The sequence below is a fragment of the Kribbella flavida DSM 17836 genome, assembly GCF_000024345.1.
In the GTDB taxonomy this organism is placed as follows: Bacteria; Actinomycetota; Actinomycetes; order Propionibacteriales; family Kribbellaceae; genus Kribbella; species Kribbella flavida.
The window spans coordinates 561,740-579,204 of record NC_013729.1 but is presented as its reverse complement, the minus strand read 5'-3'; the positions used below and the strand labels follow the sequence as shown (position 1 = coordinate 579,204).

At 70.5% G+C, this 17,465-nt stretch carries 13 protein-coding genes; 7 read left to right on the top strand and 6 right to left on the bottom strand.

The window, feature by feature from the left end; all coding sequences use genetic code 11:
- Positions 1–64: 64 nt before the first annotated feature.
- From KFLA_RS02775 to ssd, 3 genes are read right to left on the bottom strand one after another with little or no spacing between them, the layout of a single operon-like run.
- Entirely contained in the window at positions 65–883 is an 819-nt protein-coding gene (locus KFLA_RS02775; RefSeq protein WP_012918233.1) for a type II secretion system F family protein, read from the bottom strand.
- The gene (locus KFLA_RS02770; RefSeq protein ID WP_012918232.1) at positions 880–2,037 is read right to left on the bottom strand and encodes a TadA family conjugal transfer-associated ATPase; all 1,158 of its coding nucleotides are present in this window, start codon (positions 2,035–2,037) and stop codon (positions 880–882) included. Before KFLA_RS02770 ends, KFLA_RS02775 begins: the two co-directional genes overlap by 4 nt.
- Positions 2,034–3,113: a septum site-determining protein Ssd gene (ssd, locus tag KFLA_RS02765; RefSeq protein WP_012918231.1), complete on the bottom strand. Its 1,080-nt coding sequence runs from the start codon at positions 3,111–3,113 to the stop codon at positions 2,034–2,036. Before ssd ends, KFLA_RS02770 begins: the two co-directional genes overlap by 4 nt.
- 213 nt (positions 3,114–3,326) lie before the next feature.
- Here ssd and KFLA_RS02760 point away from each other — a divergent pair, with 213 nt between their 5' ends.
- From KFLA_RS02760 to KFLA_RS02750, 3 genes are all read left to right on the top strand, one after another.
- Positions 3,327–5,075 (top strand): glycosyl hydrolase family 18 protein, encoded by a 1,749-nt coding sequence (locus tag KFLA_RS02760; RefSeq protein WP_012918230.1) that lies wholly within the window; start codon positions 3,327–3,329, stop codon positions 5,073–5,075.
- 28 nt (positions 5,076–5,103) lie between these two features.
- Entirely contained in the window at positions 5,104–6,648 is a 1,545-nt protein-coding gene (locus KFLA_RS02755; protein WP_012918229.1) for a glycoside hydrolase family 18 protein, read from the top strand.
- A gap of 236 nt (positions 6,649–6,884) precedes the next feature.
- Positions 6,885–7,334 (top strand): aminoacyl-tRNA deacylase, encoded by a 450-nt coding sequence (locus KFLA_RS02750; RefSeq protein WP_041289113.1) that lies wholly within the window; start codon positions 6,885–6,887, stop codon positions 7,332–7,334.
- On the opposite strand, the gene KFLA_RS02745 is transcribed toward KFLA_RS02750, so the two are convergent.
- Together KFLA_RS02745 and KFLA_RS02740 are read right to left on the bottom strand one after the other, a co-directional pair.
- On the bottom strand, positions 7,324–8,256 hold the full coding sequence (locus KFLA_RS02745) for a helix-turn-helix domain-containing protein (protein WP_012918227.1): 933 nt from the start codon (positions 8,254–8,256) through the stop codon (positions 7,324–7,326). The genes KFLA_RS02750 and KFLA_RS02745 overlap by 11 nt on opposite strands.
- Positions 8,256–9,959: a chitinase gene (locus KFLA_RS02740; RefSeq protein WP_012918226.1), complete on the bottom strand. Its 1,704-nt coding sequence runs from the start codon at positions 9,957–9,959 to the stop codon at positions 8,256–8,258. The genes KFLA_RS02745 and KFLA_RS02740 overlap by 1 nt, the downstream gene beginning before the upstream one ends.
- A 464-nt stretch (positions 9,960–10,423) precedes the next feature.
- Between KFLA_RS02740 and KFLA_RS02735 the strand changes: the two genes are divergently transcribed.
- Entirely contained in the window at positions 10,424–11,254 is an 831-nt protein-coding gene (locus KFLA_RS02735; protein WP_012918225.1) for an HAD family hydrolase, read from the top strand.
- Between the two features lie 270 nt (positions 11,255–11,524).
- On the opposite strand, the gene KFLA_RS02730 is transcribed toward KFLA_RS02735, so the two are convergent.
- Positions 11,525–12,310 (bottom strand): Fic family protein, encoded by a 786-nt coding sequence (locus KFLA_RS02730; RefSeq protein ID WP_012918224.1) that lies wholly within the window; start codon positions 12,308–12,310, stop codon positions 11,525–11,527.
- Between the two features lie 25 nt (positions 12,311–12,335).
- Between KFLA_RS02730 and KFLA_RS02725 the strand changes: the two genes are divergently transcribed.
- From KFLA_RS02725 to KFLA_RS02715, 3 genes are all read left to right on the top strand, one after another.
- Entirely contained in the window at positions 12,336–14,558 is a 2,223-nt protein-coding gene (locus KFLA_RS02725) for a bifunctional glycosyltransferase/CDP-glycerol:glycerophosphate glycerophosphotransferase (protein WP_012918223.1), read from the top strand.
- 158 nt (positions 14,559–14,716) lie between these two features.
- On the top strand, positions 14,717–16,405 hold the full coding sequence (gene argS, locus KFLA_RS02720; protein ID WP_012918222.1) for an arginine--tRNA ligase: 1,689 nt from the start codon (positions 14,717–14,719) through the stop codon (positions 16,403–16,405).
- 24 nt (positions 16,406–16,429) lie between these two features.
- Positions 16,430–17,452: an alpha/beta hydrolase gene (locus tag KFLA_RS02715; RefSeq protein WP_012918221.1), complete on the top strand. Its 1,023-nt coding sequence runs from the start codon at positions 16,430–16,432 to the stop codon at positions 17,450–17,452.
- The last annotated feature ends 13 nt before the right edge of the window (positions 17,453–17,465 follow it).

Sequence of the window (17,465 nt, the reverse complement as noted above, 5' to 3'; positions counted from 1 at the left end):
AAGCGCGACAGAGAGGGCTGCCGTGGCTGCGGCGAGGGCCGGGGCGTTCATGTGAGCTCCTCGGTCAGGGGTAGGTGGCGAGGCGTTCGGTCCACCACAAACCGGTGATCGCCAGCGCCAAGCCGGCGGTCAGGCAGGCAGCGCCCGGAATGGTGGTGGTGAGGAACGTGAGGGGGTCGGCACCCAAGGCGTAGCCGAGCAGGGTGCCGAACAGCGGCAGGATGGCCAGCAGGCGGGCGGTGGTGCGGGCTCCGGCCAGGTTCGTGGCAATCTGACGGCGCAGCGACTCCTCGGCACGCAGCGAGGCCGCCAGGCGATCGACGATGGCGGCAACGGCGGCTCCGGAGCGGTCGGCGACCTGCCACGCGGCGGCGAGGGCTTTCAACGACTCAGCCCCTGGGGTGTCCGCGGCCAACTGGAGAACCGCCGGCACATCGCCGCCCAGGCGAGCGGCCGCGGCGGCGGGTCGGAGCTCCGCACAGACCTCGGCGGCGCCTTCGAGGGCGTCGTGCGGTGGACGGCCGGCGGCGAGCTCAGCGGCGAGGGTGTCGCACGCCTCGATGACCTGGGCCCGTTTCTGGTCGGCCAGGTGGAGTCGCCGGGCCCTGGCGCGCTGGGTGGTGATCACAGCGAGCACCACGCCGACGGCCAGGGTGGAGACGAGCGCGGCCGCCCCCAGGGACAACCCGATGCCTAGAGCAACGATCGCGGACAAGGCCAGCGGAACGAGGCGGCGACGGACCGAGCGGGCCAGACCGGCGGCACCGTCCGATCGGCGATCGCTCCGCGCGGAGGTGAGGCGATGAAGGGCTCGGCTGCGGCGTGGCAGCACGGTGAGCACCGCGATCAGGATCATCGCCGCGGCAAGAAGCGCCGGGCTCATGCGGCACCAGCCAGCAGCTGGGTGAAGCGGGAAGCGCCGTCACAGAGCTCGACCGTGCCGCCGGCCCCGAAGCGGACCGCGGGCAACGTGGTGACCAGACCGTCGGGAGCCTGGCCGATGATCCGGATTTCGGCGACGCGGCGTACGCCGTCGCGGCCACGGGTCAGGTGGACCACGGCATGCAAGGCAGACGACACCTGACTGTGCACGGCGTCGCGCCCCACCCCGGCGAGGGCGCCGAGTGCCTCCAGCCGAGCCGGCACGTCGGCAGCGGAGTTGGCATGCACGGTGCCGCAGCCGCCTTCGTGCCCGGTGTTCAGCGCGTTGAGCAGGTCCATGACCTCGGCGCCGCGCACCTCGCCGACCACGAGGCGGTCGGGGCGCATCCGCAGCGCCTGACGAACCAGGTCCCGCAGTGTGATCTCGCCCGAGCCTTCGACGTTCGGAGGCCGGGACTCCAGGCGGACGACGTGGGGATGGTCGGGGCGCAGCTCGCTCGCGTCCTCGACGATCACCAGACGTTCGGCTCCGTCCACGAGCGAGAGCAGGGAGTTCAGCAGGGTGGTCTTGCCGGTGCCCGTGCCGCCGCTGACGAGGAACGCCAAGCGCGCGTCGAGCAGGTCGCGGAAGATGGCAATCCCGGGAAGCGGTAGCGCCCCGGCTGCCACCAGGTCCTCCAGGCCGAACACAGTGCGGGACGGGACCCGCAGCGACAAGCACGTGCCCGGAGCCGCGACCGGAGACAGCACCGCATGGAAGCGCGTCCCGTCCGGCAGCCTGACGTCGACGTACGGCGTGGCGTCGTCGAGGCGGCGCCCGGCGGCGGCGGCCAGGCGGGTCGCCAGCCGACGGACCGCGGTCTCGTCACCGGTGCGCAAGGCGATCCGCTCGAGGCCGGTCCCGCGATCGATGTAGACCTCGTTCGGGCCGTTGACGAGAACGTCGGTGATGCCCGGTTCGGTCAGCAGCCGGTCGAGCGGCCCGGCGCCGACGGCCTCCCGGCGCAACGCCTCGACGACCGCGAGCACGGTCGAGTCGCCGAAGACTCCGCCGTCCGCCCGCAGCGCCGCCGCGACCCGGGCCGGCGTCGGTTCGGCGCCCTGGGCGGCGAGAATGCCGCGGACGCGTTCGATCAGTTCGGTCGGGACGGTCATGCCGCGAGCAGTCCGTAGAGGCCGAAGAGGTCGAGCAGCTCTCCCGCCGTGCGGCCGAGGGCTCCGCGCGGTCGCGGGTCGAAGCGGCCCTGATCCATCAGCGCCGCAACGTCACGGTCGAAGCGGAGCTTCGCGGCGAGCGGCAACGAGAGGTGTTTCGCGACGTCGACGGCGGACAGCCCGCCCAGACCAGGCTCGCGAGCGACCACGCGGAGGTCGGTGGCAACCTCGCGGAGCGGACCGACCAGCCGCGCCGCCGCGGCGCAGGACCGGACGTCGCGCGGAACGACCAGGAAAGTCGCGGTCGACCGGACGAGGGCCTCCTCCGCAGCGGGATCGGCCCGTCGAGGCAGGTCGACCACCACCAGGTCACTGCTGCGCTGGGCCGCGCCCAGGACGGATCTCATCGCCTCCGGCGGCAGGGTGGTGACGTCCGACCGGTCCCAGGACAGCACCGCGAGACCGTCCACTGCCGGCAGGGCTGCCCGCAAGGCCGCGGCGCTGACCCGGCCGGCCGCGTTGAGCAGGTCCGGCCATCGCGCACCGCTGCCCGTCTCGCTGCCCAGCGCGAGATCGATCCCGCCACCCAGTGGATCGCCGTCGATGATCATCGTCCGGACCCCCCGACGGCTCGCGGTGACCGCCACGGCTGCCGCGAGCGTGGTCGCCCCCGCACCACCGCACCCGCCGACGAAGGCGAACGTGGTCGCAGCCCGCAGCCCGCCGTCCAAGGTGTCGGCCAACCGGTCGCCGAGGACCGCCTCGTCCCCCGGGAGCAGAAAGACACTCTCGGCACCGATCGTCAGGGCCCGCCGGTAGACCGCGCCGTCGTCGGGATCGACACCGGCGACGACGACACCGGGCCGGCGCACCGGCTGGGTACGGGCGAACGGCTCCACCAGGTCCTGACCCATCACCACGAGGGTTGCGGTCTGCCAGTACCGACGCAGGCCGAGCAGGTCCTTCTCGATCTGCGGGGTCACCTCGGCCGCGGCGGCCAGGCGGAGCAGATCGTCGAGCAGCATCTCGTCGGCGGTGGCCAGCAGGACCGGCGCCGACGGCAGTGAGGTCTCCATGCCTAGAAGGTGCCGTCGACAGTCCAGGCGCCGGCAGACGACTTCAAACCCCTGTGGACACAGGAGATTCGGCGCCTGTCGGCTTCCCGCCAGCAGCGGCAACCCGCCAGCACGAGCCGGAGACCGATCGTCCACCAGCCGTTACGGTTCCTTTCGAAGCGTCTTTATCTAAGTTCTTCTCGCGTTCTGCCCTCAGCCCCCGGAGGACCGCCCATGAGCCGACTGCGCACCCTCGCCGCCACGGCGACAGTCGCCGCCACCGCCCTGATCGCCGCCGCCGGAATCTCGGTGGCCACCGCCGGACCGCCCACCGGCTCCACCGTCCAGGCCGCACCCCAGGCCACCAGCGGCGGCGTGAAGACGGCCTACTTCGCCCAGTGGGGCATCTACGGCAACGCCTTCTACCCGAAGAACCTGGCGACCACCGGCGCCGCCGGCAAGCTGGACTTCGTCAACTACGCGTTCGCCAACATCCACCCGACCAGCCACACCTGCTTCATGGCCAACAAGGCCGCCTCCCAGAACGAGAGCGACCCGAACGCCGGCGACGGCGCCGGTGACGCGTTCGCGGACTACGGCAAGTCGTACGGCGCGGACATCAGCGTGGACGGCGTCGGCGACGTCTGGAACCAGCCGATCCAGGGCAACTTCAACCAGCTGAGAAAGCTCAAGAAGCAGTACCCGAACCTGAAGATCCTGATCTCGATCGGCGGCTGGACCTACTCGAAGTACTTCTCCGACGCCGCCTCCACCGACGCCAAGCGCAAGGCGTTCGTCAGCTCCTGCGTGGACATGTTCCTCAAGGGCAACCTGCCGGTGGTCGACGGCTTCGGCGGCCCCGGCAGCGCCGCCGGGATCTTCGACGGCATCGACGTCGACTGGGAGTACCCCGGTTCGCCGAACGGCCACGTCGGCAACCACCACAGCCCGGCGGACAAGCAGAACTTCACCCTGCTGCTCGCCGAGCTGCGCGCCCAGCTCGATGCCTACGGCAACAGCGTCGGCCGGAAGATGTGGCTGACCGCGGCCACCCCGGCCGGGCAGGACAAGATCGCCACCATCGAGACCAACAAGATCGGCCAGTACCTCGACTACAACAACGTGATGACGTACGACATGCACGGTGGCTGGGACGCCACCGGGCCGACGAACTTCCAGGACCCGCTGTACGCCGCTCCCGACGACCCGAGCACGCCGATCCCGCCGGGCACGGCGAAGTACTCGATCGACGGCGCGGTGAAGGCCTGGACCACCGGCGACCCGGCGTACGGCATTCCCGGCGGGTTCCCGGCGAACAAGCTGACCATCGGGTACCCCTTCTACTACCGCGGCTGGAAGGGTGTGCCGGCGACCGCCAACGGCAAGTACCAGCCCGCGACCGGGCCGGCCGACGGCAACGCGATGAGCGGCAACGTGCCCGGCGTCTCCTTCTACAAGGAGCTGGTCGGCTTCGTCGACAACCCGGCGTACAGCTTCTACGACGAGACCACCAAGGCCTCCTGGTTCTACCGCAACGGCACCTTCTGGACCGGCGACAACGCCCGCTCGATCAAGGAGAAGGCCGACTACCAGCACTGCCACGGCCTGGCCGGCGCGATGATGTACTCGATGGAGGCGCTCGACCCGGCGGCGACCTTGTTCAACGCGGTGGTGAACGCCGTCGACGCCCCGACTCCCGGCTGCACCGGTCCCACGCCGACGCCGACGCCGACCCCCACGCCGACTCCCACGCCCACCCCGACGCCGACTCCCACGCCGACGCCGACGCCGACGCCCACCCCGACGCCCACGCCGACTCCCACGGCCACGCCCCCGACGGCCACCCCGTGGGCGGCGAACACGGCGTACCCGACCGGCGCGCTGGTGTCCTACCAGGGCGTCACCTACCGGTGCATCCAGGGCCACACCTCGCTCACCGGCTGGGAACCGCCGAACGTCCCCGCGCTCTGGGGACGGATCTGATCACGCACCGCCCACGGATCGGAGCATCATGAAACGCAAACCTCTCGCGGTGGCCCTGGCGGCCATCACAGCAGTCGTCGCCTCGTTCCTCGCCGCGCCCACCGCCCAGGCCGCTCCCGCGACCGCGTCGTTCACCAAGGTGTCCGACTGGGGCAGTGGATTCGAGGGCAGGGTGACCGTCACCAACGGCACCAGCAGCCCGCTCACCTGGTCGATCGCGCTCGACTTCCCGTCGGGCTACTCGATCAGCAGTGCGTGGGACGCCCAGCGCAGCAGCAGCGGCCTGACGCACACGTTCACTCCGCCCAGCTGGGCCGGACCGCTCGCACCGGGTGCCAGCGTCACGTTCGGCTTCAACGGCAGCCCGGGCAACTTCCCCGGCATCACGGCCTGCCGCCTCAACGGCGGCTCCTGCACCGGCGGTGGCGGCGGCACGGTGCCCGCTGCACCGACCGGCCTCACCGGTACGTCGACCGCGTCGTCGGTGAGCCTGTCGTGGTCCGCGGCGAGCGGCGCGACGAGCTACAACGTCTACCGCAACGGCGCGAAGGTGGGCAGCCCGACCGGTACGTCGTACACGGACTCCGGGCTGAGCGCCAGCACGGCGTACAGCTACCAGGTCAGCGCCTCCAACAGTGCGGGTGAAGGCGCCAAGAGCAGCGCCGTCTCCGTCACCACCAAGGCCGGTGGCGGCGACACCGGCACGCGCCGGGCGGCGCCGTACCTGTACATGGGCTGGGGCGACCCGCCGAACCCGGCCACGGTCATGAACGCCACCGGCATCAAGTGGTTCACGATGGCGTTCATCCTGTCCTCGGGGGGCTGCAACCCCGCGTGGGACGGCAGCCGGCCGTTGCAGGGCAGCGCCGACGCGACCGCGATCGCCCAGATCCGCGCTGCCGGTGGCGACATCGTGCTCTCGATCGGCGGCTGGAGCGGCAACAAGCTGGGGCCGAACTGCAGTACGCCGGAAGCCCTGGCCGGCGCGTACCAGCAGGTGATCAACGCCTACAACCTGAAGGCGATCGACGTCGACATCGAGAACAGCGACGAGTTCGAGAACGAGGTCGTGCAGGACCGCATCCTCACCGCGCTCAAGATCGTCAAGCAGAACAACCCCGGCATCCAGACGATCCTCACCTTCGGCACCACCACCAGCGGCCCGAACTTCTGGGGCAACCGGCTGATCGAGCGGTCCGCGGCGCTCGGCGCGAACATCGACGTGTTCACGCTGATGCCGTTCGACTTCGGCAGCTCCAACATCTACAACGACACGGTCAGCGCGTCCCAGGGCCTGAACAACAAGCTGAAGGCCACCTTCGGCTGGACCACCGCGCAGGCCTACGCGCACCAGGGCATCTCCGGCATGAACGGCCTGTCGGACCAGCAGGAGATGACCACGACGGCGACCTGGCAGAACATCACCACCTGGGCGAAGAACAACGGCCTCGCCCGGCTGGCGTTCTGGTCGGTGAACCGTGACCGCGGCTGCGCCGGTGGCGGCGTGGTCTCGAACTGCAGCGGCATCGCTCAGCCGGACTGGGAGTTCACCCGGATCACCGCCGGCTTCTGACCGGTACGCACCGCGGCAGGCGGGTGGAGTCTCCTCCGCCTGCCGCGGTACCGCCGCCAGTCGGTACCTGTTCGCGTACTACGCGGGCTCGTCGATCTTCGGTGGGGTCGCCGGCACGGCCTGGACGCACGCTGGCCTGGCCCGGCGGGGTGGCCGAGGCCGGTGCGCTGTTCCTGGTCACGCTGGTGCTGCCCCTCGTGCTCCGCCGCGTTCCCAGCCGGTGCCAAACTAGGCCCATGACGCGAGCGACGGAGGCTGCGGACGCACTCGGCCTGACCTACCAGGAGACCCGGCACGGCCGGGTGAACTCGCTCGAGGAGGCAGCGGCCGCCCGCGGCATCGAGCCGGCGAAGCTGATCAAGACCATCGTGGTCCGGCTCGCCGACGACGACTACCGCTTCGTGCTGGTCCCGGGCGACCGCGAGATCGCCTGGCCCAAGCTGCGCACCCTGCTCGGCGTCAACCGGATCTCGATGCCCAGCGCCGACACCGCGCTGGCGGTGACCGGATACGTCCGCGGCACGATCACCCCGCTGGGCAGTACGCACGACTGGCCGGTGATCGCCGACGAGCGCATCACCGGCACGATCTCGATCGGCGGCGGCGACCACGGCGTCGGCATCACCGTGGACGCCGAGGCGCTGCTGAAGACCCTCAGCGCCACGGTCGCCGACGTCACGGACTGAGCAGCCCTCGCTGACCGGCTCGCAGCCCTGCCTGGAAGCGGGTTGTCGCGTCGAGCGCCTTGAGGATCCGCTGCATCCGGCGCTCGACCGTGCGCTGCGCGACGCCCAACCGCCGCGCGATCGCCTGGTCGGTCAACCCGGCCGCCGCCAGTCCCAGCAGCTGCTGATCATCCACACTCAGCGGCCCACCGGACGGCTCGAATGCCAGTGGCGTCGCCTGCTGCCACAACAGCTCGAACAACCGCAGCAACCCGTCCAGCAGCGTCGACGGCCGCAGCTCGACCAGCACGTCCGCCCCGGTCTGCAGCAACCCCGTACGCCGGTCCGCCACCACCAGCTTCAGCGGTACGTCGCGCAGCATCCGGCAACTGGTCCCAGCCGACCGGGCGGCAGCCAGCTCCGCCGGGTCGCCCAGCGCGGCCATGTCGTAGATCATCCGGTAGCTGACTCCACTGGTCCGCCGCGGCGCGACCGGCAGTACGGCGTACGGCGGTCGGTCGAGCACGAGCACCTCGCTCTGCGCGCTCTGCTGCGCCTGGTCGTACCGCTGGGCAATCGCCTGCGCGCCGCGGACCACCGTGAACGGCCCGGCCTCGTTGCCGGCCCGGAACTCCGCGGTGAGCACGGTAGCGCCGAGCCGGGCCTCGACGATCGCCGCCTGTTTGCGCAGGGCGAGCAGCTCGACGGCCGCCTCGGGAACGGCCGGGGTGTAGAGCGCCGGGCGGCCCGGCGTACGGCAGGCCAGGCCGAGCGTGAGCAGTGACCTGAGGTGGCGGGTGACCCGGGCGGCCGGCCATCCGGTGTCCTCGGCCAGGTCGGTCACAGTGGCTTCCGGCCGGGCCAGAAGCGCCCGGTAGAGCTGCTCGTCCTCCGAGCAGACACCGAGCGCCTCCAGCACCGGAGCGGGGCGGTAGCTGTGCATCAGGGCAGCGAGTGGACGTGCGGGCCGACCTGGTTCGAGAACGCGTTGCCGTTGGTCGCGTCCCAGTTCGTCGACCAGGTCATCGCGCCGCGCAGCGTCGGCCAGGTGGTGCTCGGCTTGAAGCTGCCGCAGTTGGTTCCCTTGGTCAGGCAGTCCAGCGCGTTGTTGACGATCGTCGGTGACACGTAGCCGCTGCCGGCCCCACGGGTCGACGCCGGCAGACCGAGACCGACCTGGTCGGGCCGCAGACCGTTCTGCAGCATGATGCAGGCCTGGGCGGTGATGAAGTCGACCGTGCCCTGCGAGTACACCTGACCGTTGCAGCCGTTCATCGCGCCGGAGTTGTAGTACTGCACGTTGACCACGGTCAGGATGTCCTTGATCGCCAGCGCGAGCTTGAAGTACTCGAACGACGTGCTCTGCATGTCGATCGTCTGCGGCGCCATCGCGATGATCAGCCCGGGCCCGTACTGGCTGTGCAGAGTTCGCAGCGCCTGACCCATGTACTGGGCGTTGACGCCGTTCTCCAGGTCGATGTCGATCCCGTCGAAGCCGTACTCGCGCAGTACCGACAGCGCGCTGCTCGCGAAGTTCGCCGCGGCGGTGGCGGTGCCGACCGAGATCGTGCCCTTCTCACCGCCGACGGACAGGATCACCTTCTTGCCGGCCGCCTGCTTCGCGGCGATGTCGGCCTTGAACTGCGCGGCGGTGTAGCCGCCCAGCCGGCTCGCCAGGGTCGGGTCCAGGGTGAAGGTGATGCCACCGGGCCTGCTCGGGTCGGCGTCGGCGAACGCGACGGCGATCAGGTCGTAGTTGGCCTGCACGTCGCTGATCCGCTGGACCGCGGCGCCGTTGTCGAAGTTCTGCCAGTAGCCGGTGAGGATGTGCTTCGGCAACGAGGACGGCGGCACGGTCGGCCCGCTCGACGTGGTGCCGGACACGGCCGCGCCGTACGCCGAGCAGTTGCCGGACGGGTCGCAGGCGCGGACCTTGAAGCTGTAGGTCGTGCTCGGGCTGAGCCCGGTCGCGGTCCAGCTGGTCACGTTGCCGACGCTTTGGGCCGGCTCCGAGCCGCGGACGACGTCGTAGTGGTCGATCCCGGAGGCGTCGGACGCGGCGGCCCAGTTCAGCCGCAGCGAGCTCGACGTGGGGCTGCCGACGGTGAGCCCGCCCGGCGTGGACGGCGCGGTGGTGTCCGGCGGCGGACCGGTCCCGCCCGGCCCGTCCAGCACCACGTCGTCCGCCTGGTACGCCGGTACGCCGTACCAGCCGTGCAGGTAGATCGTGGCGGTGCGGGCCGACGCGCTCGTTGTGAACGTGGTGGTCAGCTGGTTCCAGGCGGTGCTCGAGCTCCAGGTGCTCGACCCGCCGTCGGAGCCGAGGTAGACGTTCGAGCCCTTCACCCAGGCGGACAGGGTGTAGGTCGAGCTCGGCTGGACCGAGACGGTCTGGCTGCACCGGGCGTTGTCCCCGGCGGTCGGGGTGCCCTGGAGGGCGTAGGTACCGGTCCGGGCCGATCCACTGACGGCGGCACCGGTGCCGGACGAGCAGGACCAGCCGGCCAGCGTGCCGGTCTCGAAGGTCCCGTTGGTGACGAGATTGGTCGCGGCGGAGCTGGTGCCAGGCACCAGCAGCAGCCCGACCAGGGCCAGCAGGAGGGCGGGGATGATCGCGGCCTGGGGGCGGCGGCTTCGCGGAGTCATGTGACACAAAGTGTGATGGCGCAACTACATTGTCAAGACCCTGCATAAAGTGGGAACGCTCTCACGCTCAGCAAAACTGAAGAATTGACGAACTTCTCGCAGAAGTGGGCCGGATGCGGCAACCACAGCGGCCGACCGTGCATCTAGCACTCGGGGAGGACCTGCATCAGGAAAGGCGACGGCCCCCGGCGGGGGGGTGACCGGGGGCCGTCTTCGGCCACGGGCTCGGGGGGAGGAGCCGGGGGCCGATCAGGAGGCGACAGTCTGCCACTGTCGAGGAGAATGTACCCCCCGAGTCCGGCCTTCACACATCTCAGTTCTGTTGCAACCGAGGTGATGACGTCCAGGCGTTCGGAAGCACTCGTGCCGGCTCCCGAACCAGTGTCACTGTCACACTGCTCAACAGTCTAACGGGAGAGCAGGCCACACGAAAGGCCGGGTCCCGGCGTTTCGCGCGCCACCCTATGCTCGACCTCATGGAGCACCCGCGGACGCCCCGCCCGGCGGCCTTCTTCGACCTCGACAAGACCATCATCGCCCGCTCCAGCACACTCGCCTTCTCCCGGCCGTTCTACGCCGGCGGACTGATCAACCGGCGGACCGTGCTGCGCAGCGCCTACGCCCAGTTCGTCTACCTGCTCGGTGGCGCCGACCACGACCAGATGGAGCGGATGCGGGAGTACCTGTCCGCCATGTGCACCGGCTGGGACGTGCGCACGGTCCGGGAGATCGTCGCCGACACCCTGCACCACATCGTCGACCCGATCGTGTACGACGAGGCGGTGACGCTGATCGAGCAGCACCACGCCGAGGGCCGCGACGTCGTGATCGTCTCCTCGTCCGGCTCGGAGGTGGTCGAGCCGATCGGCGAGCTGCTCGGCGCCGACCGGGTGATCGCCACCCGGATGGTGGTTGCTGACGGCAAGTACACGGGCGCGATCGAGGACTACGTCTACGGTCCGCACAAGGCGACCGCGATCACCACGCTGGCCGCCGCGGAAGGCTATGACCTGCAGGCGTCCTACGGCTACTCCGACTCGATCACCGACGAACCGATGCTCGCCGCCGTCGGGCACCCGTTCGCGGTGAACCCGGACAAGGCGCTGCGCCGGCTGGCGGTCTCCCGCGGCTGGCCGGTGCTCGACTTCAGCGAACCGGTCGCCCTGGCCGAGCGCACCCGGCGCTTCCACCGCGTCCGCCGGCCGGCGTTCGCGGTCAGCGCGGCCGGTGCCGTCCTGGCCGCCGGGGCCCTGCTGTACGCCGCCCGGCGGCGGGTCCGGCCAGCTGAGGACTGAAGGTCAGCACCACTTTCTCAACTTCATCAAGACGCCGCAAACTCTTCCCCTACAAGGGTTTGCGGAGTACAAAGGAAGCAGCAAAGGGACTTCGGTCCCGGGAGAGAATCGCACGGTAGTCAGGTACCCACGCGGCGACCAGCCCATCCCAACCGGGCAGCACGACCCAGGCTCCGGCCTGTGGCGGCAGACGAGATGCACGCTTGGTAACCATGATGACGTGCCGGCAACGGCGCTCTCGTCAGAGAGCGCCGTTCGCCTGTGGGCGACTCAGCTCCGGGCAGAGTTGTTGAGCGGTGAACGTTCGGCGGCCAGTGCAACCACTTCGCACTCCCGCAGCAACCAGCTCTGCACACCGCTCACCCCGCCTTCGGCGTAGTCGGTCAGGCCGCGGGCGTAGGACGCTCCGAGCTCCAGGTGCCCGACCTCCGGCACCGTGACCGCGACCTGGTCGGTGCCCCGGGCAACCAGGAGGACCCGTTCGGCGGCCCGGGCGACCAGGCCGTTCGCGACCGGGAACGGCCGCAGTACCGCGAGCTCCGCGTGCACGATCGCGGCCACCACCAGCCCTGGGGCGGTCGTCGCAGTGGTCAGGGCTTTCGCCAGCCCGCTCAGTCGCTCCCACATGACGTCGGCGGGCGGCGCCGGCGGCAGGCCGGGGATGTCGTCGGGCAGCGGCTCACGACTGGTTCGGAGGTGACCCAACTGGTCTGCCGGCGCCAGGTCCGCCGCGGCCAACTGGTGCAGTCTGGTCCAGACCTGGACCGGGGCGGTGTCCGCCTGGCGCGCCAGGCTCATCAGCTCTCGCGTCATCCGGACGGCGCCGGAGGCCAGTGCGTCTCCCGTCCCCTCGCGGACCTCCGCCAAGGTCGACGGGCTGCCGGCCAGGGCGGCGGAGGCGTGGGCTCCGCGCAGCAGCGCCTCGGCGGTGACGTCGGCGCCGACCCGGCGCAGTCCCCGGTCCCGCAGCAGCACGTCGACCGCGTCCCGGGCCGCCCGCGCAGCGGACCCGACCCCCTCGAGAGCGGCCAACGGCGCGAACACGTCTGCAGTCATGACAAGCACCCTAGGATGACGTGCCATGGCCGCCAGCACCGACTCCGCGCCCCGGTTCAGCATCGTGGTTCCGTGCCACAACGTGCGGGCCTGGCTGCGGCCGTGCCTGGACTCGGTGCTGAGCCAGTCGTTCGCCGACTTCGAGATCATCGGGGTGGACGGAGCCAGCACCGACGGCAGCGGCCGGATCCTGGAGGAGTACGCCGCGGCCGATCCGCGGGTCCGGGCGATCCACCTGACCGAGAACATCGGTCTCGGCCCGACCCGGAACGCGGGGCTGAAGCAGTGCCGCGGGGACTACGTGCTGTTCCTCGACGCCGACGACCTCTACACCCCGGGCTCGCTGGCGGCACTGGCCGCCCGGATCGACGCCACCGGCCGGCCCGACCTGGTGATCTTCGACTACGAGCGGGTCTTCTGGGACGGCCGGGTGGTCGGCAACCAGCAGCACGACGCGTTCGCCCGCGACGGCGAGGGAGTCTTCACCGCCGCCGAGCGACCGGTCTTCCTGACCTTCCTGGAGCTGGTCTGGAACAAGGCCTGCCGGCGCGACTTCCTCACCCTGCACGGCTTCGCCTTCACCGCCGGGTACTACGAGGACGCCCCGTGGACCTACTCGACGATGCTGACTGCCGAGCGCATCGCCACCCTGGACCGGGTGGTGGTGCACTACCGGCAGCACCGCACCGGCGGCAACATCCACGCCACCCGGACCCGCCGGCAGTTCGACATCTTCGACCAGTACGACCGGGTGCACGCGTTCATCACCTCCGACCCCGCGCTGGCGGGCTGGCGCCGGTTCGCGTTCGACCGGTCGCTGGACCACATCCTGGCCGTGCTGGCCAAGCCCGAACGGCTGGCGCCCGAGGACCGGGCCGAGTTCTTCCACACCGCGCACGCCTTCGCCAAGCGCTGGAAGCCCGAGGGCTACGCCGCGGACCGGACCAGCCGCGGCTTCAAGCGCTGGATGCTGATCCACGACGACTACGCGACGTACTCGACGCTGAAGCTGAGCTCAAAGATGTTGCACGTGCCCAGCCCGCGCAAGGCGGTCGGCAAGCTCCTGCACCGCGGCGACCTGGACCCCGACCTCGCCCTGTACGGCGCGTACTGGTTCAAGCAGTACGCCTGCAACCCGCGGGCGATCTACGAGAAGGCGGCCGAGCTGGCGCCGCGGCTGCGCGGGGTCTGGGTGATCGACGCGGACCACGTCGGGGCGATTCCCGAGGGCGTCGAGTACGTGGTGGCCGGCTCCCCGGCGTACGAGAAGCTGGTGCACAAGGCGACGTACTTCGTCAGCAACATGAACCTGCCGAAGGAGCTGGAGAAGCGGGACGGGCAGATCCACGTCCAGACCCAGCACGGCACGCCGCTGAAGACGATGGGCACCGACCTGCGGCGCTACCCGCTGGCGGCGCGCGACCTCGACCTGGACGAGCTGATGCGGCAGGTCGACCGGTGGGACTTCAACATCTCCGCCAACCGCTACTCGTCGGAGATCTGGGAGCGCACCTACCCGGCCCACTTCGAGGAGCTGGAAACCGGGTTCCCGCGCAACGACCGGCTGCTGACGGCGACGCTGGACGACGTCCGGGCGATCCGGGCCGGCCTCGGCTTCGACGACTCGCACCTGGTCGTGCTGTACGCGCCGACCTTCCGCGACTCCCAGGACGCCGTCCGGACCCCGACCGGGCTGGTCGATCTCGGTGGTGACGGCATCCACCTCGACCTGGATCGGCTGGCCGCCGCGGCCGGTGAGCACGGGCGGGTGCTCGTCCGCACCCACTACTCGCTGGCCAAGGGCGCGCCGGACGTGCGGTCGGACCGGGTCCTCGACGTCTCCGAGCACCCGCGGGTCGAGGACCTGATGCTGGCGGCCGACGTGCTGATCTCGGACTACTCGTCGATCACCTTCGACTACGCGAACCTGGACCGGCCGATCGTGCTGCTGGTCGACGACCTCGGCTTCTACGACCGGACCCGGGGCACGTACTTCGACATCACCGAGTGCCCGCCCGGGCTGGTCGCGCGGTCGGCGGACGAGCTGTTCACGGCGTTGCAGACCGGTCGGTTCGCCTCGGCCGAGGCGGCCAAGCACCGGCAGCTGTTCCGGGAGCGCTTCTGCGACTTCGACGACGGCCGGGCGGCCGAACGCGTGGTCCGCCGGATCTTTCTCGGCGAGACCGAGCTGCCGCCGGTCACCCCGCTGGCCGACCGCAGGCCCGCGCCCTCGGCGTACCGGCGGTGAACGATGCGGTGGATTCCACCGCCGGGTGCATAATGGTCGGCATGTCGACGAGTCCGGAACTGGTCAGCGCCCTGCGCGACTGCTTCGGCCTGCGACGACGACGCACTGTCTGAACACCTCGACCCTGTTCCAGTGCCTCGTCTCCTCAAGGACCTCTCATGTCCGTTGTGCCTGTCCTGTCCGCGCGGCTGACCGCGGCCGCCGCCCTCGCCTTCGACCTGCCCGGCGCCGATCCCGAGCTGCGGGCCGCCACCAAGCCGGAGTTCGGCCACTTCCAGACCAACCTCGCGTTGCGGCTGGCCAAGACCCTCGGCACGTCGCCCCGGGCCGTTGCCGCCGAGCTCGTCGCGCACGCCGAGCTGGATGATCTCTGCGCGCCCGCGCAGATCGCCGGCCCGGGCTTCGTGAATCTCACCTTGCTGCCGAGCACCCTCGCCGCCGGCGTCAACGAGCTGCCGCGCAGCCTGCCCACCACCGGCCGGCGGGTGGTCGTCGACTACTCGCAGCCCAACGTCGCCAAGCAGATGCACGTCGGCCATCTCCGCTCGACCGTCATCGGCGACGCGCTCTGCAACGTGCTGCGGTACGCCGGCTACGAGGTGGTCCGGCAGAACCACGTCGGCGACTGGGGCACCCAGTTCGGCATGATGGTCGAGCAGCTCCTGGACGAGCAGACGCCGGTGGAATCGCTCGACCTGGAAGAGATGCAGCAGCTCTACCAGCGGTCCCGCAAGCACTTCGACAGCGATCCCGTCTTCGCCGACCGGTCCCGGCGGCGGGTTGTGCTGCTCCAGTCCGGCGACCCTCGGACCAGGGGGATCTGGCAACAACTGGTCGACATCTCGCTGGCCGAGTTCGACCGGGTCTACGCGTTGCTGGGTTCACCGCTGACTCAGGCTGACGTGGTCGGCGAGAGCGCGTACAACGACGCCCTGCAAGGGATCGTGAGCGACCTGGCCGCGGCCGGACTGCTGACCGAGTCCGGTGGTGCGCAGTGCGCGTTCCTGCCCGGCTTCACCGGCCGCGACGGGTCGCCGCTGCCGGTGATCGTGCAGAAGTCGGACGGCGGATTCGGCTACAGCGCGACGGATTTGGCCGCCGTACGGCACCGGGTGCGGGACCTGAAGGCCGACCGGATCGTGTACGTGGTCGACCATCGGCAGTCCCTGCACTTCCAGCAGATCTTCGCGCTGGCCCGGACGGCCAGGTGGTTGCCGGAGACAACGTCTGCCGAGCATGTCGCGTTCGGCACGGTGCTCGGCCCGGACGGCAAGCCCTTCAAAACCAGGGACGGCGGTACGGTCTCCCTCGTCTCGCTGCTCGACGCCGCGATCGCCCGGGCCGGCGCCCTGCTCGCCGACCGGACCGGCATCGACCGGGAGTCCGTCGCCCGGGCGGTCGGCATCGGCGCGGTGAAGTACGCCGACCTGTCCAGCGACCGCACCAACGACTACGTCTTCGACCTGGACCGGATGGTCGCGATGACCGGCAACACCGGGCCCTACCTGCAGTACGCCCACGCGCGGCTGACCCGGCTGCTCAGCAAGGCCGGCCATCCCGAGGGCCAGGTCACGGTGCTCGCCGAACCGGCCGAGCAACGGCTGGCGCTGCTGCTGGCGGGATTCGGCGATGCTGTCCAGCAGGTCGCCGAGACCCTGCAGCCGCACCGGCTCTGCACCTACCTGTACGACGTCGCATCGGCGTTGTCGGCGTTCTACGAGTCCTGCCCGGTGCTGCCGAGCGAGGGTGAGACCCGGACGAGCCGGCTGGCGCTGTGCACCGCGACCCGGACCGTACTGCACGATGGTCTGGCGTTGCTGGGCATCACCGCCCCCGACGCCATGTGACGCCATCCGACCCTGGAGGTCCCGATGTTGCCCTGGTCCGCCGAGCTCGCCGGTCGCTTCGAGCAGTCCACCCTGGACAGCACGCTGCTGCGGGACAACCCGCTCGGAGATCCGCACCAGCGGCAGGTCCTGGTCTACCTGCCGCCGGGGTACGACGAGTCCGACCGGCGCTACCCGTCGATCTACGTGGCCATCGGCTACACCGGGCACGTGGGCATGTGGTTCAACCGGACGGCGTTCCGGCAGCCGTACCCCGAGCAGCTGGACGCCCTGTTCGCGGCCGGTGACGTGCCGCCCGCGATCGTGGTCTTCTTCGACGGCTGGAACCGGTTCGGCGGCTCGCAGTACGTCGACTCCCCCGGGACCGGCCGCTACCACTCGCACCTGTGCGAGGAGATCGTGCCCTGGGTGGACGCAACGTACCGGACCGTTCCGGAGCGGGACCAGCGGGCGATCACCGGCAAGTCCAGTGGCGGGTACGCCGCGATGGTGACGCCGATGCTGCGGCCTGACCTGTTCGGCGCGCTCGCCACCCATGCCGGGGACGCGTCGTTCGAGCTCTGCTACCGGCCCGAGTTCCCGCAGCGGGCGCGGGAGCTGCGGGACCGGTACGCCGGGTCGTTCGAGAACTTCTTCGCCGAGATCGCGCAGCGGCCGAACCGCATCACCAACGCCGAGCTCGGGATGCTGGAGATCTACGGCTGCTCGGCGGCGTACTCGGCGGACCCGGACGGCACCGTGCAGCTGCCGTTCGACGAGCTGGGCGAGATCCGGCCGGAGGTCTGGCAGCGCTGGCTCGCGCTCGACCCGGTCGTGATGGGCGCGGGCAGCCACCGTGAGGCGCTCGGGTCGCTGCGGGCGGTGTGGATCGACGCCGGCAAACAGGATGAGTACTACCTGGACCTCGGCGCGACCGCCTTCGAGCGAGTGGTGCGGGCGGCCGGCGTACCGGCGGTGCACTTCGAGCTGTTCGAGGGCGCGCACGGCGGTATCGAGTACCGCTACCCGCTCGCGATCCAGTGGCTCTGCGAGCAGCTCAGCCGGTAAATGAGATGCCCGC